This window comes from Nocardia aegles (assembly GCF_052545135.1).
This window is the reverse complement of sequence record NZ_JBQWRI010000001.1, coordinates 929,147-950,281: the sequence shown is the minus strand read 5'-3', so window position 1 is coordinate 950,281 and position 21,135 is coordinate 929,147. Positions and strand designations below refer to the sequence as shown.

Annotated in this window: 20 protein-coding genes; 4 read left to right on the top strand and 16 right to left on the bottom strand. The window is 68.1% G+C overall.

The features are described 5' to 3' along the window. Window positions 1-18 precede the first annotated feature (18 nt). The gene (locus ACT89H_RS04630; RefSeq protein ID WP_445107187.1) at window positions 19-888 is read left to right on the top strand and encodes an alpha/beta fold hydrolase; all 870 of its coding nucleotides are present in this window, start codon (window positions 19-21) and stop codon (window positions 886-888) included. Window positions 889-1,068: 180 nt separating this feature from the next. Here ACT89H_RS04630 and ACT89H_RS04625 read toward each other — a convergent pair whose 3' ends face one another. The 8 genes from ACT89H_RS04625 to ACT89H_RS04590 all read right to left on the bottom strand — a co-directional run bounded on the left by ACT89H_RS04625 (window position 1,069) and on the right by ACT89H_RS04590 (window position 9,151). Further along, window positions 1,069-1,569, bottom strand: coding sequence for a flavin reductase family protein (locus tag ACT89H_RS04625; protein WP_445107186.1), 501 nt, complete (start codon window positions 1,567-1,569; stop codon window positions 1,069-1,071). Between the two features lie 472 nt (window positions 1,570-2,041). Beyond that, window positions 2,042-3,268: a cytochrome P450 family protein gene (locus tag ACT89H_RS04620; RefSeq protein WP_445107185.1), complete on the bottom strand. Its 1,227-nt coding sequence runs from the start codon at window positions 3,266-3,268 to the stop codon at window positions 2,042-2,044. A 9-nt stretch (window positions 3,269-3,277) separates the two neighbouring features. Then, the gene (locus ACT89H_RS04615; RefSeq protein WP_445107184.1) at window positions 3,278-4,567 is read right to left on the bottom strand and encodes a cytochrome P450; all 1,290 of its coding nucleotides are present in this window, start codon (window positions 4,565-4,567) and stop codon (window positions 3,278-3,280) included. Window positions 4,568-5,080: 513 nt separating this feature from the next. Then, window positions 5,081-6,352, bottom strand: a complete 1,272-nt coding sequence (locus ACT89H_RS04610) for a cytochrome P450 family protein (protein WP_445107183.1) — start codon at window positions 6,350-6,352, stop codon at window positions 5,081-5,083. Then, on the bottom strand, window positions 6,349-6,954 hold the full coding sequence (locus ACT89H_RS04605) for a GTP-binding protein (RefSeq protein ID WP_445107182.1): 606 nt from the start codon (window positions 6,952-6,954) through the stop codon (window positions 6,349-6,351). Before ACT89H_RS04605 ends, ACT89H_RS04610 begins: the two co-directional genes overlap by 4 nt. After that, complete coding sequence (locus ACT89H_RS04600) at window positions 6,929-7,279, bottom strand: DUF742 domain-containing protein (protein ID WP_445107181.1); 351 nt, start codon at window positions 7,277-7,279, stop codon at window positions 6,929-6,931. Before ACT89H_RS04600 ends, ACT89H_RS04605 begins: the two co-directional genes overlap by 26 nt. A gap of 76 nt (window positions 7,280-7,355) precedes the next feature. Beyond that, window positions 7,356-7,781: a roadblock/LC7 domain-containing protein gene (locus tag ACT89H_RS04595; RefSeq protein ID WP_445107180.1), complete on the bottom strand. Its 426-nt coding sequence runs from the start codon at window positions 7,779-7,781 to the stop codon at window positions 7,356-7,358. Further along, the gene (locus ACT89H_RS04590; protein WP_445107179.1) at window positions 7,781-9,151 is read right to left on the bottom strand and encodes an ATP-binding protein; all 1,371 of its coding nucleotides are present in this window, start codon (window positions 9,149-9,151) and stop codon (window positions 7,781-7,783) included. The genes ACT89H_RS04595 and ACT89H_RS04590 overlap by 1 nt, the downstream gene beginning before the upstream one ends. 631 nt (window positions 9,152-9,782) lie before the next feature. Between ACT89H_RS04590 and ACT89H_RS04585 the strand changes: the two genes are divergently transcribed. Next, window positions 9,783-10,214, top strand: coding sequence for a type II toxin-antitoxin system Rv0910 family toxin (locus tag ACT89H_RS04585; protein ID WP_445107178.1), 432 nt, complete (start codon window positions 9,783-9,785; stop codon window positions 10,212-10,214). Between the two features lie 77 nt (window positions 10,215-10,291). Here ACT89H_RS04585 and ACT89H_RS04580 read toward each other — a convergent pair whose 3' ends face one another. Then, window positions 10,292-11,830 (bottom strand): DHA2 family efflux MFS transporter permease subunit, encoded by a 1,539-nt coding sequence (locus tag ACT89H_RS04580; protein ID WP_445107177.1) that lies wholly within the window; start codon window positions 11,828-11,830, stop codon window positions 10,292-10,294. Between the two features lie 232 nt (window positions 11,831-12,062). Continuing rightward, window positions 12,063-12,719 (bottom strand): EthD domain-containing protein, encoded by a 657-nt coding sequence (locus tag ACT89H_RS04575; protein WP_445107176.1) that lies wholly within the window; start codon window positions 12,717-12,719, stop codon window positions 12,063-12,065. 112 nt (window positions 12,720-12,831) lie between these two features. Here ACT89H_RS04575 and ACT89H_RS04570 point away from each other — a divergent pair, with 112 nt between their 5' ends. Beyond that, complete coding sequence (locus ACT89H_RS04570) at window positions 12,832-14,307, top strand: MFS transporter (RefSeq protein WP_445107175.1); 1,476 nt, start codon at window positions 12,832-12,834, stop codon at window positions 14,305-14,307. A 500-nt stretch (window positions 14,308-14,807) separates the two neighbouring features. On the opposite strand, the gene ACT89H_RS04565 is transcribed toward ACT89H_RS04570, so the two are convergent. Then, window positions 14,808-14,966: a hypothetical protein gene (locus ACT89H_RS04565; protein ID WP_157114807.1), complete on the bottom strand. Its 159-nt coding sequence runs from the start codon at window positions 14,964-14,966 to the stop codon at window positions 14,808-14,810. Window positions 14,967-15,630: 664 nt separating this feature from the next. On the opposite strand from ACT89H_RS04565, the gene ACT89H_RS04560 reads away from it, so the two are divergent. Further along, window positions 15,631-16,713, top strand: a complete 1,083-nt coding sequence (locus ACT89H_RS04560; protein WP_445107174.1) for a baeRF2 domain-containing protein — start codon at window positions 15,631-15,633, stop codon at window positions 16,711-16,713. A gap of 22 nt (window positions 16,714-16,735) precedes the next feature. On the opposite strand, the gene ACT89H_RS04555 is transcribed toward ACT89H_RS04560, so the two are convergent. The 5 genes from ACT89H_RS04555 to ACT89H_RS04535 all read right to left on the bottom strand — a co-directional run bounded on the left by ACT89H_RS04555 (window position 16,736) and on the right by ACT89H_RS04535 (window position 21,131). Next, complete coding sequence (locus ACT89H_RS04555) at window positions 16,736-17,422, bottom strand: PAS and ANTAR domain-containing protein (protein ID WP_445107173.1); 687 nt, start codon at window positions 17,420-17,422, stop codon at window positions 16,736-16,738. Between the two features lie 310 nt (window positions 17,423-17,732). Next, complete coding sequence (locus tag ACT89H_RS04550; RefSeq protein WP_445107172.1) at window positions 17,733-17,984, bottom strand: S1 RNA-binding domain-containing protein; 252 nt, start codon at window positions 17,982-17,984, stop codon at window positions 17,733-17,735. Window positions 17,985-18,254: 270 nt separating this feature from the next. Then, window positions 18,255-19,856, bottom strand: a complete 1,602-nt coding sequence (locus tag ACT89H_RS04545) for a carboxylesterase/lipase family protein (protein WP_445107171.1) — start codon at window positions 19,854-19,856, stop codon at window positions 18,255-18,257. Window positions 19,857-20,281: 425 nt separating this feature from the next. Continuing rightward, window positions 20,282-20,632 carry a hypothetical protein gene (locus tag ACT89H_RS04540; protein WP_445107170.1) on the bottom strand — a complete coding sequence of 117 codons (351 nt, stop codon included), beginning with the start codon at window positions 20,630-20,632 and terminating at the stop codon, window positions 20,282-20,284. Window positions 20,633-20,723: 91 nt separating this feature from the next. Continuing rightward, window positions 20,724-21,131 (bottom strand): NYN domain-containing protein, encoded by a 408-nt coding sequence (locus ACT89H_RS04535; RefSeq protein ID WP_445107169.1) that lies wholly within the window; start codon window positions 21,129-21,131, stop codon window positions 20,724-20,726. Window positions 21,132-21,135: the final 4 nt, after the last annotated feature.

The window sequence follows — 21,135 nt, the reverse complement described above, 5'->3', positions numbered from 1 at the left end:
GCTCGGATGGAGGCGGACATGCCCGTGATCGAACTCCCGGCAGGCCGGGTGCACTACGTCGAGCGCGGGGAGGGACCGCCGGTCGTCCTGCTGCACGGCCTGCTGATGAACCACACGCTCTGGGACGAGGTGCTCGACGCCCTGCCCGGAGGCTTCCGGTACGTGCTGCCGGATCTGCCGCTCGGCGCCCATCCACTGCCGTTGCGCCCCGGCGTCGACCTGAGCTTGCGCGGCCTGAATCACCTGGTCGCCGATTTCCTCGCCGCACTCGACCTGCGCGAGGTCACGCTCGTGCACAGCGATTGGGGCGGTGCGCTGTTCCTCACCGCCTACGGGCTGGACGAACGCGTCGGCAGGCTGATCGTGCTGCCGTGCGAGGCGTTCGACAACTTTCCCCCCGGTCTACCGGGCAAGATGGCCACCGTCGCCGCGCGTCTCCCCGGCGGTATCTCGCTGGCGCTGCGGCAGTTGCGCGTTCGGTGGCTGCGCCGTTCGCCGTTGCTGTTCGGCTGGATGGCGCGGCGCCCGTTGTCCGACGCGCTGGTGCACGGCTGGACCGAGCCGGGGCTACGCGACGCCCGGATCCGGCGGGATCTCCTCGCCTACACCAAGTCGGCGTTCCCGAAACACGAATTGATCGCCGATACCGAAGCACTGCGGAACTTCCGCGGCGACGCGCTGATCCTGTGGTCTTCGGCGGGCAAGGTGATGCCGCGCGAGCACGGCCGCCGGCTCGCGGAACTCATTCCCGCGGCGCGGCTGGTCGAAATCGACGACGCGTACGTTCTGTCCATGCTCGACCAGCCCGCCGCGGTGGCCGCGGCGATGTCGGCGTTCCTGCTCGACAACCACACCGCACCGGAGCGCAACCGGCGCTCGCCGCGATAGCGCTCGAGTGGCGGTCCGGCGACCGCCCGCCCGCGGGGGGATTCGGCGATCCGCTGCGGCTGGAGGCGCGAGCCGTCGGCGTCGATTTTCGCCTCCCGGGGCCGTCGCGCCGACGTGCCTCTGCTGTGGTCCGGTGGTACGAACGCGGTGAGCTGCGACGGGCCGGGGCGCAGAACCTGCTCAGACGGTATGGCCCGCAACGAGATCCGCCACCGAGTGATAGTGCAGCGTCTCCGCGGTGGGCCGCAGCACGGCGCCGTCCTCGGGTTCCAGCAGCATACCGACGTGATCGCCGAGGTCGTACCGGTCGCGGATGCGAGCGATGAACCAGCCGGGCACCGTGCTGAGCACCGGGATGCCGCCGGGACCGGCGTCCCAGTCGCAGTGCACGAACTTGTCGATGTCGTCGCCGGTCTCCCCGCCGAAAAGTCGCGCCAGGGAGAGCTGATCGGTGCCGAGCAAATGCACCGCGAGCCGGTCGGCGTGCTGCGCGACCCGATAGGTGTAGTTCTTCTTGGACAGGCCGATCAGAAACCGGCGCGGCTCGATGCTGACCTGCGTCGCGAAGCCGACCAGACAACCAGCGCGCTGGCCGTCCGCCTGCACGGTGACCAGCAACACGGGATAGTCCGCCGCCGCGACCACCGCGTCGAACACTGCGGTCCGGTCTTCGGTAGCCATCGGTCCTCCCAGCGTGATGCGGCGTCTTCCCCGGATGCCCGCGCGACCGTCGCGCAAACATGCCGGGACGAGCAGCGCCCACCCTACAACCGCGGCGGCAAGTCGTCTGAGACGCCGACGCCGGCCAGGGTGGGGTACCCATCCGACGGCCGGGTAGATCAGCTCTTTCCGATCTACATTTCCGTGGATGATAGTCCACCACAACGACTTCCGTGCCGACACCGGAAATCCATGGTGGCGGTCGCCACATTGCGAGCGCATTTCTGCCGCTGGCCCCGCCGCGGTTCGGCGGCACGGATCGTGCCCAGGCACGCAACACCGCGCGGGCCCTCCCCAGGCCCGGATCACCGATCCGCGCTCCGGCCGACCGGATCGGCGCCGGTGCGCCAGGACACCCGCCGCGGCGTCCGACCCGGTCGACGCCTTGCGCTGACCCGCGCCTCCGGCCGTGACGGGAGGCGCGGGTCCGCCGCTAATCCGCTGCCAAGTACACCGGCAGCTTGATGTGCCCGTTGGAGATGAAGCTGGACACGGTCCCGAGTTCGGCGGGATCGGCCGCCAAGCGCAGGTTCGGGAAGCGCTGGAAGAGCGCGGGCAGCGCGATCTCGGCTTCCAGCCGCGCCAGCGGCGCGCCCAGGCAGTGATGCGCCCCGTAGCCGAAGGCCAGATGTTCCTTGGTTGCTCGCCGCACGTCGAACTCGTCGGCGGTGGGGCCGTGCAGTTTCGGATCGCGGTTCGCACCGGCGTAGGACGCCAGAATCGGTTCGCCCTTGGCGATGCGCAGGCCGTCGATCTCGATGTCGTCGGTGGCGAAGCGCAGCGGCAGGTGCGCCACCGGCGCCTGGTACCGCAGCGCCTCCTCGATCAGATCGCTCCAGGCCGCACGCCCTTCGGTCACCTCCGCACGTTGGTCCGGGTGGGTCAGCAGCGCGAAGATGGCCTGATCGAGCAGGTTCACCGTGGTCTCGTGCCCGGCGCTGATGACGAGCAGCAGCGTGTCGATCAACTCCTGCTCGGTCAGCTGCGAGCCGTCCTCCTCGTCCCGGTGCGAGATCAGCAGGCTGGTCATGTCGTCGTCGGGCGTCTCCCGCCGATACGCGACGAGCTCACCGAGGATCCGGTACATCTCCATGTAGTTCGCCTGGGCCTCCTCGACTCCCAACGCGGTATCGAAGATCCCGTCGACGCATCGACGCAGCCCGGGATTCAGGAACTGCGGAACGCCCATCAACGCGCTGATGACCTGGATCGGCAGCGGGTAGGCGAAACCTTCCCTGAGATCGACCGCTGCGCCCGCCGGCGTCGCCGCGAGCGTGTCGAGCAGATCCACGGTGATCTGTTCGACCATCGGGCGCATCGCCTGGGTGCGGCGGTGGGTGAAGGCGGGCGCGACGAGTTTGCGCAGCCTGCGGTGATCGGCGCCGTACGCGGTGAACATGTTGTTCACTGCCACCCACGGCAACAACGGCCAGTCCTGTGGTATCTCACCGCCGATCAACGCGGGCCAGTGCTGCTTGGCGTCCTTCGACACCCGGGGATCGGCCAGCAACCGCTTGAGCACGTCGGCGTCGGTGACCGACCACGCACGCACGCGACCCGGCAATTCGACGAGGGCAACCGGCCCGCGCGCACGAATACGCGCGGACTCGCCCTGGATGTCGGCGCCGGTCGGGTCGAGCACTAGGGGTTGAGTGTCCATCGTGACTCCTTAGAAGACGGTCAGCGGCGGGGATTTCGGAAAGACGACCGGCAGGGACACCAGCGCACGATGAAACGGCCCCGGCCGCCAGTTCAATTGACCGGGCGGCACGGCCAACCGCATCTCGGGCAACGCGTCGAGGATCTGATCGATCGCGTCCTGGACCACCAGGTACGCGGCCGATTGGGCCGGGCAGGCGTGCGGTCCCGCACCCCACGCCAGATGGGCACGGCTGTCGGTGCGTTGCCCGACGCCGATCGCGGGATCGTTGTTGCATCCCGCCATGCTGATCAGCACCGGCTGGTGCGCGGGTAGCCAGACATCATCGATGAGCATCGGCTGGCGCGGATAGCTCACGCAGAAATTCGCCATCGGCGGGTCGTTGAACAACACCTCATCGAGGGCATCCCGGGTCGAAAGGCTCCCGCCGAGAAAGTCTCCCGCGAAGCGTTCGTCGGTGAGCATCAGCAGCAGCGTGTTGACGATCAAGTTCTGCATCGGCTCGATGCCCGCACCGTAGAGCGTGGCCAACTGATGGATCATCTCGGCGTCGTCGAGCCCGGCTTCGTGCCGCAACAGCCTGGAGGTGATGTCGTCGCCGGTGTCCGCGCGCTTCATCCGCACGATTTCGAACAGCGCTTCGGTGAGCATCGCGTTGCTCTTGTCCGCGTCGACGCCCTCGAAAAGGGCAGCCATACTGGTCGCGATCCGCTGGCCGATGTCGGGTGTGCAGCCGAGCATCGAGTTGAGTACCGCGAAGCTGAGGGGGAACGCGTACTGGCTGATCAAATCCGCCGCGCCGTCCTCACAGAAGGCGTTGATCAGCGGGATGGCGATCTGCTCGACGGTTCCGTGCAGCGCGTGCAGGTCCGCCCCGGCGAGGCCGGCGACATTCGCACGGCGGAAGCGCAGATGCTCGGGGCCCGCACTGCGCAGCGCGTTCGGCCGCCACTCCAGCATCGGCAGGATCGGGCACTCGCCGGTGATGCCCTTCTGCCAGACCCTCGGATCGGCCGGGAAATGATCGGGATCGTTCAGGATGCGCAGTGCGGTATGGTAGCCGATCACCAAGGTGGCGGGTACGCCCGGCGACAGCTCGACCGGAACGAGCGAACCGTACTGGCGGCGCATTTCGCGGTATGCCTGATGCGGATCTTCCGCGAATTCCTGCGTGAACAACTTATAACGGGGACCGCTGGTGTCGATCGGCGAGCCGTGCGAGACCGGGCATCCATTCACAGAAGTGGACGTCGGGAAGTGTGGCGTGGTCAATAGACGAAACTCCAGAGGAACGAACATGCGACGAACGCGATCACCGGCGCGGGCGCGCCGCGACGGCGTAGGCCGACGTGAAGCATGGAATCGGTGACAAGCCGGCGCACACCCGCAGCAGCTGCGTGCACGACGACCTCTGAGCGGCAACCTCCTTCTGGATCGGAAGCGGCGAGGTAGGCTCGCCGCAAAGCGGTACGGCCAGGGTGCCGCACTACCTCGGGCTGCGGCGCATAAACCCGCAAGACCGGATTTCCGGAAGAGCACCGGCAGGCGAATTCGACTCTGAGCCGTATTTTGCTGCAGCACAGCATATCTCGTACACCGAACCGACACGAGGGTGGGTTCCGCGTGCGCACGCCTGCGGTGTCACACCTCTGCCCGCGTATCCGCGAGGGATACGCGGGCGGCCCGTCCCGGCACCAGACCCCCGAGCGCCGTGCCGGGGTGGGATCGAGATGCTTTCCAGGCCGACCTACTCCGCCGCCTCCGGCAACACCGGCAGCTCGGAATGGCCGTTGGAGGGGAAGACGCTTCTCCCTACACCATGATCAACGGAGTGGACGGAGGGAAGACAACCGGCAGTGCCGCCAACGCCCGGTGGAATGGGCTCGGGCGCCAGACCACTTGATCCGCGGGCAGGGCCGGCCGCATTTCGGGGAGAGCATCGAGAAGCTGGTCGATGGCTTCTTGGACGACCACGGACGCGACGGACTTGGCGGGACAGGCGTGCGGTCCGGCCGCCCACGCCAGATGCGAGCGATTGCCGGTGCGGTCACCGCCGCGGATCGTCGGATCGTTGTTGCACGCGGACAGGCTGACCAGCACCGGCTGGTGCGCGGGCAACCAGACGGTGTCGATCAGAATGGGCTGGCGCGGGTAGGTGATGCAGACGTTCGCCATCGGCGGGTCGTCGAACAACACCTCGTCCAGCGCGTCTCGCGTCGACAGGGCGCCGCCGAGCATGTCGCCGCCGAAACGGTCGTCGGTGAGCATCAGCAACAAGGTGTTGGTGATCAGGTTCTGCTGCGGCTCGATTCCGACGCCGTAGAGGCCGATCAGGTTCGACAGCATCTCCTCGTCATCGAGGTTGGCCGGGTGCTGCGCCATCCGGGAGGTGAGGTCGTCGCCCGGCTCCGCACGGCGCTGGTGGATCAGCTCCATCAGCGCCTCGGAGAGCATCTGCATGCCTTTGGCCGCCTCCACGGTGTCGAACACCATCGCCAGGCCGGTCGCGACCCGCTGCCCCAGTTCCGCGGAACAGCCCACGACCCGGTTGAGCACTTCGACGACGAGCGGGAACGCGTACTGTGCGACCAGATCGGCGGACCCGGCCGCACAGAAGGTGTTGATCAGCGGAATGGCGAGGCGTTCCACCATCGAGTGCACCTCGTGCAGGTCGATGGCGTCGAGGCTCGCGACGTACGCACCCCGGTAGCGAGCGTGCGCCGCGCCGCTGTTGCGCAGCGCGTTCGGGTACCACTCCAGCATCGGGCGGATGGGCGAGCCCTCGGGGATGTTCTTCTGCCAGACGCGCGGATCGGCGGAGAAATGCTCGGGATCGTTGAGAATCCGCACGGCTTCCTGATAGCCGATCACCAGCGTGGCGGGCACCCCCGGCGACAGTTCGATCGGGACCAGCGAACCGTGGCGCCTGCGCATTTCCCGGTAGATCCGGTGTGGGTCGGCCGCGAATCCCTCGTGGTAGAGCGGAATTCTCGGACCGGCGGTGTCGACCGGCGATCTGTGTGCGACCGGGCAGGCGCCGCCGGATAGGTGCGTGGGGTGGGTAGAGGACTGTGGCGCGGTCAAACGCGAGACTCCAAACGGTGGAACAAGAATTCGACCAGTGTGATCAACGAACGCAGGCAGGTGCCGCGGTCCCGGGCATCCAGCGACGTCAGTGGGGTGCCGGGTTCCAGGTCGAGGGCATCGCGCACCTCGTCGAGCGGGTAGGGCCTGGCGCCTTCGAACTGGTTGACGGCCACCGAATACGGCACGCCGCGTTCCTCCAGCACCGAGAGGACCTCGTCGGACTTCTCGATGCGACGGGTGTCCACCAGCACCAGCGCGCCGAGCGCGCCGCGGGCCAGCTCCTCCCACAAGGGGACGAAACGCTGCTGGCCCGGAGTGCCGAACAGATAGAGCGCCAGTTTGGGACTGAGCGTGATGCGGCCGAAGTCCATCGCGACCGTGGTCTGCGACTTGCCCGGCAGCCCCGCCATGTCGTCTACGCCGACGCTGGCTTCGGTGATGGTCTCCTCCGTGCGCAGCGGCTTGATCTCCGAGACGCTGCTCACGAACGTGGTCTTGCCGACACCGAAGTTGCCGGCCACCAGCAGTTTCACCGAGCGGGTCACGGTCTCCGGCACGTAATCGACGGCGCGATCAGACGGCGAGAGCACGGAGCCCATTGAGTACCTCCTCCAGCAGAGCGATCTCCGGCAGGGACTCGGCCGGGGTGGGGGTGACCAGGTGTCCACCATCCAGGAGATCGGACGCGACGATCTTCACAACGGACGGCGGAAGGTCGAGGTACGCCGCGATCTCAGCGATCGACAGCGCACCCCGACGGCTGCACAGGGTCATGACCCGGCGCGCATCGGGCGACGCGCCGGGGAGCGGATCTTTGGCGGTCAGGACCAAGGTAACCAGGTCCAGCTCGCGAGTGGGGCGCGTACGCCCCCCGGTGCGCACATAAGCCCGGACCAGGTCCGGATCGCGCCGCGGCTTGCTCATGACGACGGCACCTCGCTCTCAGTCGGCTCCGTGCTGCCCAGCGGCGCAGTACCTCTGACTCGCTCGCTGCGTTCGATCATGCGATTTCGCTACCGTCAACGCGCCTGCGCGGCTGGCTGCCGAGCTCGCGTCCGACCCGGCCTGCCAGCTCGTTCATCCGGTGGGCGACGAGGCCCACGTCGATGTCGTTGGTGGTCGCAACGCCGAGCAGCGCGCCCTCACCCGCCGCGGTGATGAGGATCATCCCCTGGTCGTACTCGGTGATGTTCTGCCGTACGCCGTTCGTGGCGTCGCCACAGAATTCGCCGAGCGCCTTGCCGAGCGAACGTAGGCCGGAGGCCGCCGCGGCGAAGCGTTCCGCCTCGTCGCGGGCGATCCCCGTGGAGTGCGCGATCCGCAGGCCGTCGTCGGACAGCAACACCGAGAACCGCACACCCGTGATGCTGAGATCTTCGAGTAGCCAGCCCAGTTTGTTGCTGCTGTCGGTCACGGGTGTGGCCATCAGGATGTCATCCCTTCCGTGTCATCAGATGCGGCGGCGCGGCCGCTCTTGGAGCCGGTATGCCAAGCTGCGGCGATCTCGGGGCGAGCGAGGCCGGGTTCGGTGCGCGGCCCCACCGGGGCGAGTGCGACCGTTCTGCGACGCCGCTTGGGTAGCCCGCCGCTGGTGATCTCGCTCACCGACAGCGCCGGCTCGTTCTCGCCGGGCTGTTCGCTCGGCGCGTCCTGCGCGGGAACCGTGGCCGGCTCCGGTTTTGCCTCGGTCACGGGCGCGACCTCCTGGACGTTCTGCGGGGAGACCAGCAGCGACTCCGGGATGTAGACCATCGCGCGCATGCCGCCGTAGACGTTCGGGCCGTCGATGTAGACGGTGAAACCGTAGCGGCGGGCCAACGCGGCGATGCCCGGGAAGCCGACCTTCGGCGATGGGCCGAGCTGGTGGATGTCGACGGGCCGCTCGTGCGCGAGCACCTGGCGGGCCTCCTCCATCTGCTCGGCGTTCATGCGCACGCCGGCGTCATCGATGATGACGGTGACTCCGTGGTGACCCTCCTGGAAGTTGACGTCCACATAGGACGTCGGCGGCGAGTACCGCAACGCATTGTCCAGCAGGGTCGCCAGCGTGTGCACGAGCGGTTCCACCGCGCGGCTGATCACGACACGGTCGAGCTGATTGGGCCGCACCCGCAGGTATTCCCGGACACGGCCGATGGCGCCGCCGACCACGTCGGTCAGTGTCTGCGCGGGCCAGCGGCGTCCGGGCAGACCACCGCAGACGATCACGTAGGACTGCGCCTGACGGATCATCTGCTGCACCGTGTGGTCGATGCGGGTGAGGGTTTCGTACACCGCGTCGTCGCGATGCTCACGCAGCGCGGCGCTCACCACCTGGCTGACGTCCGCGCCGAGGCTGACCACCGAGGTGCCGAACGAGCGGACCGCGGCGCTGGTCGCCTGGCGCGATGCTGCGGCGACCTCGCCGCGCGCGGTCTCCTCGGCCGCCTTGATCGCCTGCTGCGCTTCGTTGTTGGTCAGGTCCCTGGTCTCCGAGCGCATCAGGCTCAGATCGTCGGCGTACCGCTCGGCGATCCACCGCAGGATCTGCGCGAGCCGCGAATTCTCCATGCCGGCCTGGACTTCGACCGGCGGCACCTGCGACTCGAACCCGCGGATCGACTCGGCCACCGCGGGTAGCGTGGTGGCGGCGAACCGCTCGAGCGTGTCCTCTGTCGCGCGCTGTTCCCTGGCCAGAGCCTCGGCCTTGGCCCGCTGAGTTCTGGCATACTGTACTGCGTACAACGCCCCCGCTACGGCGATCACCGAAGCGGCGGCGAGGATCCATGAAAGCACCACGGCGATATCTTGATTCATCAGTTCTTTCGTCGTTGACTGGTCTCGAGGAATCGGCCCATTGCCATCCTGCTTCGCTCGCCTTCCCTCGCCTGCCGACCATGAACGGACCGGTCGGTGGGGTCCGCGTCGGAGTACCGGAAACCCCGCGACGGCACCGGCGCTCACGGAGAGCGCCTACCGCACAGTGCCCGCAGGACAGGCGATTACATGTCAATCGCCGACCGCCCGGATCGTGTCCGAACGGGTAACCAGAATCCGACCATCCGCACATTAGCAGCATTCCGACGAAGTCTCCGCCGATCCCATCGACACTTTCCGGATTCCCGGAACTGGGCTGATAGGTGCCGCAGATCGCGACATAGCTGCGCAATAATGTTGGGCTGCCGCGCATCCCGCGGACCATTTGCCCTGCGTACAGCCCCGCGCCGCGGACCAGCGCCGGAATCGGCGGGGTCGCGCGGTGGCGGGCCGAGGCCGTGGCGGCCGCGCTGAGCAGGCCGAATGAGCGTTCGCTGCCGCTGCGAAAAAATGTATTGGCGGGTTCTCGAATTCGATTCCGCGAGGTTGCGTTCACCTCGACGCCGCGAGCCCGCCCGAACCGGCCGCCCGCGCGACCGAGCAGACCACCGGAGCCGGATACCATGCGCCCATGGCAAAGCTGAAGGTCTCGGTCGACGTTCCGATCTCGCCCGAGGACGCCTGGACGCACACCTCCAACCTCGCCGAACTCGGCCAATGGCTGACCATGCACGAAGCGTGGCGCGGCGAGGTTCCCGCCGAATTGACCGTCGGCACCCAACTGGTCGGCATCGCCTCGGTGAAGGGTCTGCGCAACCGGGTGACCTGGACCGTGCGGGCCGCCGAGCCACCGCGCCGCCTGCAACTCACCGGCGCGGGCAAAGGCGGCACCAAACTGGGGTTGCAACTGCTCGTCGCCCCGAAAGGCTCCGGCTCCGAAGTCACCGTCGACATCGAACTCGGCGGCGCGCCGCTGTTCGGCCCGATCGGATCCGGTGTGGCCCGCGCGGTCAAAGGCGATATCGAACGTTCTCTGGACCGCTTCATCGCCCTGTACGGCTGACCTCGGCCGTCACCCGCCGAAGATCGCTTCGGCCCCGGGACCACTGGACGAACCGGCGATCCCGGGACGAGCGACTGCTAGGCGTGCACCACCGTCGCCGCGTCGGCCGCCTGCGGGTTCTTCGTCTTCGTGCGCGGCAGGAAGGACGCCGGGATCAGGGTGAGCACGATCAGCACCAGCGCCACCACGTAGGTGTGGCTGAACGCTTCCGCGGCCTGCTGCAGACCGGTGTCGACGGCCCCGGGCGGAAGCTGGCCGGCCAGGCTGGGATCGAAGTTGGCCATGATGGCCGGACGCGCCAGCGGCTGGTTGTTCAGCAGGTTGGTCAGCACCACCGACATCGTCGCGGTGCCGATGGAGCCCGCGGTCTGATTGACGATGTTCATCAGCGTCGACCCGCGCGCCACCTGCTGGTGGGTCAGGGTCTGGATCGCCGCGGTCATGATCGGCATCATGGTGCAGCCCATGCCGAGTCCCATGACGAACAGCGCGCCGATCATCGGGAGATACGAGCTGTCCGCGTCGAGCTGGACGAAGTAGGCCGTTCCGATCGAGATCAGCGTGATACCGACCAGCACGATCTTGCCCGGGCCGATCTTGTCCACGAAACGGCCGGCGATCGGCATGCTGAGCATCGCGCCGATGCCCTGCGGCGCGACCAGCAGACCGGCTTGTAGCGCCGACTCCCCGCGCACCTGTTGCAAGTAGGTCGGCAGCAGCAGACCCGCTCCGAAGAACGCGATGGCGAACAGCACCATCGTGAGTACCGCGAAGGTGAGCGCGCGGTTGCGGAACAGGTGCAGATCGATCAGCGGGTGCTCGGTGCGCACGGCGTGGAACACGAACGCGACCATCAGCAGCGCGCCGATGACGGCCGGGATCAGCACCCGCGCCGCGAGCACGGTCCCCTGCTCCGGGATGGAGGAGACGCCGAACAGGAACAGCGCCAGGCCGGGCGAGGCCAGCAGCATGCCGATGAAGTCGAACGACTCGGACGGCTCAGGCCTGTCGCTGGGCAACACGATGAACGCCAGCGTCAAGGCGATCACGCCGATCGGCAGGTTGATCAGGAAGATCCAGTGCCAGCTGAAGTTCTCGATCAGCCAGCCACCCAGGATCGGGCCGCCGATCGGGCCGAGCAGCATCGGGACGCCGAGCACCGCCATCACCCGTCCGACCCGCTGCGGACCGGCCGCGTGGGTCATGATCGTCATCCCCAGCGGCATCAGCATGCCGCCGCCGAGGCCCTGGATCACGCGGAAGGCGATCAGCGATTCGATGTTCCATGCCGTGCTGCACAGCAGGGAGCCGAGCACGAAGAAGGTCAGGGCCATGATGTACAGCCGCTTGGTGCCGAAGCGGTCGGCCGCCCACCCGGTCAGCGGGATCACGGTGGCCAGCGCCAGCGTGTACCCGGTCATGGTCCACGCCGCGATGGCGTAGCTCGTGTCGAACTCGCGCTGGAAGGTCGGGATCGCGACGCTGACGACGGTGATGTCGAGAATCGACATGATCGCGCCGAGCACCACGACGCCGGCGACCTTGAAGACGGCCGCGTCGAGTTTGTCGGCCGTCGGGTCAGGCCCAGCCGCCTGAGTATCCGGAGGTTGTGTCACCGCTTAAGCCTGTCACCTTCGGGGCCGGAGCACCAGTCATTACCGATTCCCCACGCCGAAGAATTTCGCCGGCGCGGACAACGCCGCCCGGGTGAGCGCGAACGATGATGGGTGCACAGCGGCCGAGGCCGCGATCGCCGCGCCGATGTGCCGAGGGCCCGCAGCGGCGCGGCGAACAGATCGTTCCGTGCCCGCACGGCGCACTCGACGGGGGCTCCGGCCGCCGAACCGCTCAGCGCAACCGATACCGGCTGGTGGGAACGACATCCAGATTCCGGTCGCCGCCGAACGTCGCGACGCTGCCCATCAGACGGTCGATGCGGCGGGCCAGTTCCGCCCCGTCACCGCCGCTGCCGTAGAACGCGTGCGGATCGGTCAGCGCCTCGATTGGGAACAACTCTTCCACGATCCCGGCGATGTCCGGCGCACCGGCCGTGGCGGGCCCGGTCACGAGGTTCTGCACGTAGCCGAAGGTCGCCTGGGTGTCGATGGCGACGGCGGTGTGGTGGTTGCGCCACCGATCCAGCCACTCGGCATGCGACAGGTCGTCCGGCTTGCGCAGGAAGGCGACGTTCGACAGGCCCGGCGCACGCTCGAGCGCGGCGGTGACCGGCGGCGGGATCGGCGTCGCCTCCTCGACGTGCCAGCCCTCCACTCGCTCGGCCACCGCGCTCAGCACCCGCTCGGCATCTTCCACGCACGGCCCGTCGGTCCACCAGATGCTGATGACGGCCTGCACCGGCGTGTCGAAGGTCGTGATGCGCAGCATCGCCGTCTCGACCGCCGCGTCGGAGATGTTCGCCTGCACCGCGGCGGCCCCGGCCAAGCGCGGGGCGAAGTCCGCCGCGAGCAGGTCACCAACGCCCCACAGCGCAAAAATGCTCTTCATCGACAGGCCGCTTTCTAGAACACGTTTCACTCGCGTCCGAGCCTAGCCCACCGGCACGGTTGGCCGCCGCAGCTCGGGGTATCCGACCGTCAGCTCGCGAAGGTGGTGACCCGTGCGGACCATATCGACCGACATCCCGGCCAGACTCGATCGCCTGCCCTGGTCACGGTGGCATTGGATGATCGTGATCGGACTCGGATCGGTCTGGATCCTCGACGGGCTGGAAGTGACCGTCGTCGGCAGCGTGGCCGCCCGGCTGGCACAACCGGGAAGCGGCCTGGCCATCACGGCCGCACAGGTGTCCGGTGTCGCGGCGGCGATGTACGTGGCGGGCGCCGGCTCGGGCGCCCTCTTCTTCGGTTGGCTGACCGACAGGTTCGGCCGCAAGAAACTCTTCTTGATCACGCTGGCGGTCTACCTTTTCGCGACCGCCATGACGGCGTTGTCGTTCTCGATGTGGTGGTTCGTCCTGTTCCGCTTCCTCACCGGTTTCGGCATCGGCGGCGAATACGCGGCGATCAACTCCGCGATCGACGAGCTGATCCCCAAGCAGTACCGCGGCCGTATCGACATCGTCATCAACGGCACTTATTGGCTCGGCGCGGTCGGCGGCGCGTTGCTGTCCATCGTCGCGCTGAACACCGATCTGTTCCCGCCGAATGTGGGCTGGCGCTTGACCTTCGCGCTCGGCGCCGTGTTCGGCGTGATCATCTTGCTGGTGCGCAGGCATGTGCCGGAGAGCCCGCGCTGGCAGTTCATCCACGGTCACGAGGACGACGCGCAACGCTCGGTCACCGCGATCGAAGCGCGCGTGCGGGACGACACGGGCGCCTCGCTCGCCGACGTCTCCGAGCACCGGATCCGGATCAGGCAGCGGCGCAGCATCTCCTTCCGGGAGATCGGGGCGGTGATGGTGCGGCACTATCCGCGGCGCAGCGCGCTCGGGTTGGCGCTGTTCATCGGGCAGGCGTTCCTCTACAACGCCATCACGTTCAACTACGCGCTGATCCTGACCAGATCGTTCGGCATCCAGGACGACCGGGTGGGCTATTACTTCGCGATCCTCTGTTTCGGCAACTTCCTGGGACCGCTGCTGCTGGGCAGGCTGTTCGACACGATCGGGCGCAAGCCGATGATCTCGGGTAGTTACCTCGGTTCGGCGGTGCTGTTGCTGGGCACGGCATGGCTTTTCGCGGCGGGCTACCTGACCGCGACGACGCTCACCGCCTGCTGGACCGCGGTGCTGTTCGTCGCGTCGTGCGGCGCCAGCGCGGCGTATCTGACCGTCAGCGAGATCTTTCCGATGGAGACCCGCGCTATGGCCATCGCGTTCTTCTACGCGATCGGCACTGTCGCCGGCGGTGTCGCGGGACCGTTGGTGTTCGCCGGGCTGACCGCGGACGGCGAGCCGGGCAAGACAGCCCTGGCGTTCACCATCGGCGCGCTCGCCATGTTCGCGGCCGGTCTGGTGGAACTGGCCTATGGGGTGCGGGCCGAAGGGCGGTCGCTGGAGGAATTGGCCGAGCCGCTCAGCGCGACACCCGAGCGGTCGCGCGTCGAAGCCGGTCAGCCGCCGCCGAGCGGATAGGGACGACACCGCGGATCATCGCTCGCGGTGGCCCCGGCCGCAGCCGTAGCTCGATCATGTCGGCAGACCCAAAAGGCTTGCTGCTCACAGCGCTTGGCAACAATTGGCGGCCACCGACGCGGTGGCGGAAACGGTGCGGCGACCCTGCGAATCACAGGTCGGACCTGCTCGGAATTCGCGGGGCGGTCATGGGTGGAGTCATTCGCTACAGCCTCGGAAAGTCGAGCCAACTCGGAGCGAGTCTTCGGTTTCGCATGCCGCAAAATGCGGATGTCGCCGTAAACGCGCAGGGTTCGGTCGAATCGTCCCGGCCCGCCGTTTGCATCACAAGCGACATTCGTCATGCGAACAGCGATGTCATGGAAACTTCTGCGCAACCGGTATTCGGGCACGGTTTGTATAACCGCTGCACGCCCGCAATTACGCGCCGTCGGCGTACTGCCGGCCGGCGGCGGCAGGCCTTCCGCATCTCGTGGCGGATCCGACGAACCAGCGGCTCGTCAGTTGTGCCGCGGGTCGGCGGTCGAGGCGTGCGGCCGGGTGATCCGGCGATGCGCCATGACTTCGGCCCACCAACCGCTCAGCGGGCTGGGGTCGGGCCACACGATCCGATCTCGTTCTTCGTCGTCCGCGACGGGCGCTTCGGGTTTCTCGATCACGATGACGTTCCTCTGCGCTGGTGCACGTCGCCGTGCACATACTTGCGGAGAGCCCTCGTGTCGTGCGCGCCGGTAGTGTCGCGACAAAGCGCTTCGAATCGGCTGAACGTCGAGCAGCGCGGGTTCCTCGCCCCGTTTATCGGATGACCGCGCTGTCGATCCGATACATCCAACATTTACCACAGGAGACCTGAAACAAACGGTTTTTTCAGTGTACGATCCGGAAACCAATCGGTCGCTTGTTTATATTTTACGGCGCTGAACAGTGGAAATACCGGTTCGACCGGCTTTCTTACCCGAAACCGAAAAAGCGACGGGTGATGAAACACATGCCGCCTACTCCTCGCGGCTGCGGTCGCGACGGCGACGGTTGGCCCGGCCTCAGTGGGCGATGTTCGCACCACGCCCGCCGGGCCCGGAGGCTTTCGTAAATCCTTTGCCGCCAACCGTGTGACGGTCCGCCGCACGCGGAACGCGCCGCGCCGGCGCACCCGCGTCCGCTGATTCGGCTCGACACGCCCGGGTACCCGCCGAATGTGGTTCACCGAACCGAATCCGTCGGCACACACGACGAAGTCATCCGGGCGCCGAGGCCCACGCACCGGGTGGGCGCGGATGGCCGCGACAACCATCGGCGCGGGCGTTGGTGGCCGGGAAGACCTGGATGACGATGGCCGACCTCCGCCGGATAATCCGCAAACGCGGGCCTTTCGCATCGGTCTGCTTCGACAGTTCCCACGACACCGAAGACGCGGCGCGCGGCACCGAGCTGCGCTGGCGCTCGATCGACGCCGAACTCGACCGCAGCGGAGCCCGGCCCCGCATCCGGCGGCTGCTGGCGCAGGCGATCGAACTGCATCCGCCGGCGCGCGGGCGATGCGGCAGGCTGCTCATCGCCGATGAGACCGAGGTGCTGGCCGACGAACGCCTGCCGAGCCCGCCCGACATCGAGATAGTCCGGGTATCGTCCTTGCCCTACCTGTTGCCGCTGATCGAAGCGCAGGCGGAGAAAGTACCGCATGTCGTCGCCCTCGTGGGCCGGTTGGGCTCGGAGCTGTACGCACTCGACGGCCACGGCAGCGAAGCGACGCCGCCCCTCCGCGGCGCCGGCCATCCGGTGCTGGAGCCTCGGCGCGACCACTGGTCGCATCACACGATCCGGCGGTGGGTCGAGGACACGACGCGCCGCAACGTCCGCGAGTTCGCGGGCGAGCTGGACCGGCTCGCCGACACCGTGCACGCGGAAGTCGTCGTGCTCGCCGGAGAAGCCCTGGCTCGCGCGCAACTGCGGGCGGTGTTCGACGCGAAGGGCCGGGATGTCGTCGACGCCGAATCCGGCACCCTGACGCCGAGTTCGGATCCCGAAGCGCTCGACGTGGAAGTACGCGAGATCCTGCACCGGGTGGCGGCGCAGCGCCGCCGCCGGCTCCTCGACCGCTTCACCGCCGAGATCGAGCGCCCGGACGGCCTCGCAGTGGCCGGGCTGGCCGCGACCACCAGCGCGTTGCGCGCCGCCACCGTCGAGCGGCTGCTGCTCGACCGCATCGCGCTGGGCGACCGCTCGGTGCCGGCGGGATCCGCCCCAAACCCCCTGATCGGCCCGGCCACGAACGGCTCGGCCGGTGAGATGCGCCGCGCCGATGAGGCCCTTCCGGTCGCCGCGCTGTCTATCGGGGCCGAGATCGTCCTGGTCGACGCGGTGGCGGGCCTGCGCGACGGGGTCGGCGCCGTGCTGCGCGGCTCATAGCGCGCATCCGCGCCGGGTGCCCTTACGACTTCGGCACACGCTCGTGCAATGTGAGCAGCATATGGTCGAAAGCGGTCTGCACCGCCGGCGGAGCCGGGGGCAGGCGGTCGATCTCGGCGATGAGCTGGGCGGCGAGGTCACGCAGCTTGACGTTGGTCTCCTGCGAACGCCACTGCAACACGTGGAAGGCCTGGTCGGCGTTGATCCGGTAGACCCGCATCAACACACCTTTGGCCTGCTCGATCACCGCGCGCGCTTCGACGAGCCGCGGCAGCGTGTCGTCGAGCAGGTCCTGGCGTTCCTCGGCGATGGTTACCGTCAGGTCGACGTAGTAGCCCGCGGTGCCGACCACGGTGCCGTTCTTGTCGGTCATGATGTCGCCCAGCACGAGCACGTGGTGCGGTACTCCGGCGGTATCGATGATGCGATGACGGCTGCAGAACGGCTCGGCGTTACGCAGCGACTTCTCGATCGCCTCGGCGACATGATCCCGGTCCTCGGGGTGCTTGTGCGCGAGCAGCAGCTCGGTCGTCGGCGTCACCGTGTCGGGCTCGTAGCCATGCATCGCGGCGACTTCGTCCGACCACTCCCACCGCTGATCGGCGAACCAGAACCGGAAGCTTCCCGTGGCTTGCGGGGTCCCGGCACCGACCACCCGGGCTACCGCGCCTTCGACCGTGTCCACGATTCGGTCGCCCGATTCGTCCATCGCGTCAGTATGCTCCTGCCTGCAGCGTCTCACCGTGATCCCGGCGGTCGAGGCGGACGTCCCGACCGCACACCGCATGCGGTGACGACATCATCTTATTCCCGTCGAAACGGGTTCCCAGCTGCGGCGTCGGCCCGCACCGATCCGGTGCAGGCCGCTCCCCGGCGTCGTAGGAACCCGATCCGGAGCCACCCCCGATCGCGGACCGACGTGGCACCGGACCGATCCACCGCGAACGCTTCGCCGGCCGGATAGCCTTGGGATCGTGCCGGGGCAGGTGGAGTCTGCCCCGGCACACCCGTGCCGAGCGTTATTCAGCGTGCGCCAAGGCGACTCGCTGCTTCTCGGGATCGATATCGAGAATGCGCACCGTCAGAGTGGCACCGACCCGCGGTTCGGTGGACCACTCGGTTCGGTGCAGCAATCCGTGAATTCCCGGAGCGATCTCCAGGAACGCGCCGAACGGCACGATCCGCACGACGGTGGCCTCGAGAACTCCGCCCCGGGCGTGGGCCGCGACGAATTCCGGCCATCCGCGCTGCGGCGATTCCGAATGGGACATGTGTTCACCTCCTTCCGGCGTCCCTGTAGTGACATGGGATTTCGTGAAGAAGGCCGGCGGGCCCCTGGCCCGCCGAATGATCACTGCGCGGCCGGGTGACCGTTCTGTGCGCGGCGTGTCGCCGACCCGGCAGTCATGGCGACGACCATAACTCAGCACGACGCGGAGCGGCAAGATCACGAGGGATCCCCTCGGCGAGGCGAGCAACAGCCGCGCCCGCATCTCGTGTTCGACCGGTCCGGACCGTGATCAGCAGCCTCGGCGAGGGAATCAGCGGTTGATCTCCGCCCAGAAGGCACAATCGTGTCCGGCCGCGAAGTCCTCCGTCATGAAACTGCCGGTCGCCCGCATGAGCAGGGCGGGTCCATCGGCGCCGGTCGACTCCGGCCAGGGCTGCCATTCGGGCGAACCGGGCGCGTTCGGGTCACCGGTGTGGGCGAAGGTGGTCCACCATCGTTGCATTTGCACGGCGAAAGCGGCGGACGCACCGGTCCAGGGAATCGGCACGCCCATGAATCGGGTGAGCAAATAGTAGAGTTCGGCGGAGTGAAAGGCGCCGGGCAGAACCGGATTGGCGTCGCCGAGCGGCGCCTGGTCGAATTCGTACTGCCACAGCGGATGCCCGGCACCGCGCGCCGTTCGGCTGGTGGACAACGTGGGACACGCGAGCCCGCTGTCGGTGATCACCGCGCTCTGGGCGGCTGACGGTGAGGGAAATCGGTCCAGCGGATATCGGGCCAGGACTCGATCGGCGTCGACGCCGAAGGATTGGCGCACGAAACGTTCGTAGCTCGCCGCGTCCGGGATGTGGCCGCGGGCATAGTCGGTTTCGGCGATGATCAGCCCGCCTTCCGCGCTGGTGGTCCCGATCATGACCGGCGCCTTCCTGGCGTCCCCCACCAAGCCGGCGTCGAGTGTCCGGGTGATGACGACGCCGTCGATGCTCGGAAACCAGATCGGATTCTGGCCTTCGGATCGGGCGCTCGGCGAGTCCAGGAGTGTCGCTACGGGCAGTGCGCGCAGGCAGGCCAGCCGGGTTGCGGCGTCGCGGCAGCCGACGCTGTCCGCGTAGCGCTGCGAGCGCGCGAAAGCATCCTCCCGGTCGCTGGGGGCCAAGGGCGCTTGGGCGCAGGGACCGCTCTGGATGATCGCCTTGGCGAACAGCGCATCGGAACCGGGTGCGGCGAAGTGTGTGCAGACGCTCACGGCGCCCGCCGACTCACCGAAGATCGTGACATTGCCCGGATCACCACCGAAGACGTGCGCGTTGTCGCGCACCCAGCGCAGCGCGGCTTGCTGGTCCATGATGGCGACCGTTCCGGTGGCTCCGCCGGATTCGGCCGTCAGTTCGGGCAGCGCCAGGAAGCCGAACGGCCCGAGGCGGTAATTGGGGATGGCCACGATGACGTCGCCGTCGGCGGCCATCCGGGTGGGCCCGTCGTATTCGCTGTTGGAGCCGTCGAGATAGCCGCCACCGTGGAAGAACACCATGACGGGGAGCGGGCGGTCGCGGGCGCCGTCCGGCGCGTAGATGTCGATGGTCAGACAATCTTCGCCGGTAGAGCCGAGCGGCGGTATGCCGGGCAGGTATCCCGTCTGCGGACACTGCGGCCCGTGGTCGCGCGCAGGGCGCACACCGGGCCACGGCGATACGGGGCGTGGCGGCGCGAACCGCGCTTCGCCCCCGGTGGGCGCGGCGAACGGGATGCCCAGGTATTCGACGATCCCATCGACGGCGCGTCCGGAGATCCCGCCGCCGGTCACGAACACCTCCAGCGGCGCCGCCGCGACCACGGGCACCGGAGTCCCCGCGAACCACATACCGGCGGCGACCGTCAACGCGGTCGCGGTTCGCACGATCGAGCGAATCATGACGGTCCACTACCTCCGATGCGAGCGCTACGGTCGGCGGCGAGGCAGGCGGCCTCGTCCACCGCGGTAGCCGGCATCGATCGGCTCGGCGGCACGGTGCTGTCCGGGATGGGAGCAGACCGGTCGCACGCGGCATGAGCCGAATCGCCGCTGGAACCTTCACCTGGCAGTCACACGCCTACAGCGCCCGTCGACCCGCTCGGCAGACCCCGTCGACGGCGCTCCAACCCGCACCCGCGACAGCGGATACCGTGCCGGCCCTCATCGTCCGCCCGGCCCCCCGAAAGTCGCCGCTACCGACTCGAGCTGGAGCAATGGCACCTCGGCCGATGCTACAGCGGTCCGTAGCGCAGCGCGGTACCCGACGCAGACGTCCGGTCGCCGCAAAGCCAGGGGGCTCTACTCACGTCGGCCGGGCGGGCGATTCAGTACCACGGACGCTCGGCAGAACGCAGATCGACGGCCGTCGCCGAGGTCAGGGCGACGGCCAGGCAGCGCAACTCACCGGGAATCAGGATCGATCGGATCGCTCCCTGGAAACATTCGAGCACCGCGCCGTCGGACCACCGCACGTCATAGCGGTACCAGCACCGACCGGCGCCGCCCGCGCGCTGAACGTCCCGCTCGACCCGGACGGCCAGCTCGGCGAGCGCGGCACGAACCTGACTCGGCGCGCCGGTGCTGGCGATCTTCCACCACGGCCGATTGAAGTAACCTGGCTCGGAGATCTCGACCAGGTAGAGCAACGGCATCCCCACGACGTCGGAGGCGGTCATACCGCTCAGAGTGCCGCAAAACGGACTGGACGGACGGGTGAAACGCCGGGCGTCATCAATGCGATACCGACTGCGCCCGGCGCTGACCGTGTCACGAGCCGACGCGACCGAGCAGCCAGCTCGGACCGACCACCTCCGCACCGAAGGCCGCCACCCGGTCACGCAGTTCCCGGTCCGCCGTCACCACAGTGATCGGGCGGCTACCGTCCGCCCCGCGAGCCGCGGCCACCACACCGACGATGGCGTCGTCCCCGGAACCGTCCGCCCGCACCACCCGCAGGCCGCCGACCTCCGGATGCGTCGCATCGACCGCGGCCTTCGCCGCTCCCTCGAGCACCACGATCACCTCGGCGGATTCCGCCAGACGCGCCGGCAATCCGGTCATCCGTTCGAGCAAGCGCCGAGCGGCACCGGAGCGGTCGCGCCACCATCCGTCGGGCCGCGAACCGATGACATTCGCCGCGTCCACCACGATCAGCCGGGCATCGTCCGCCGCCACCCCT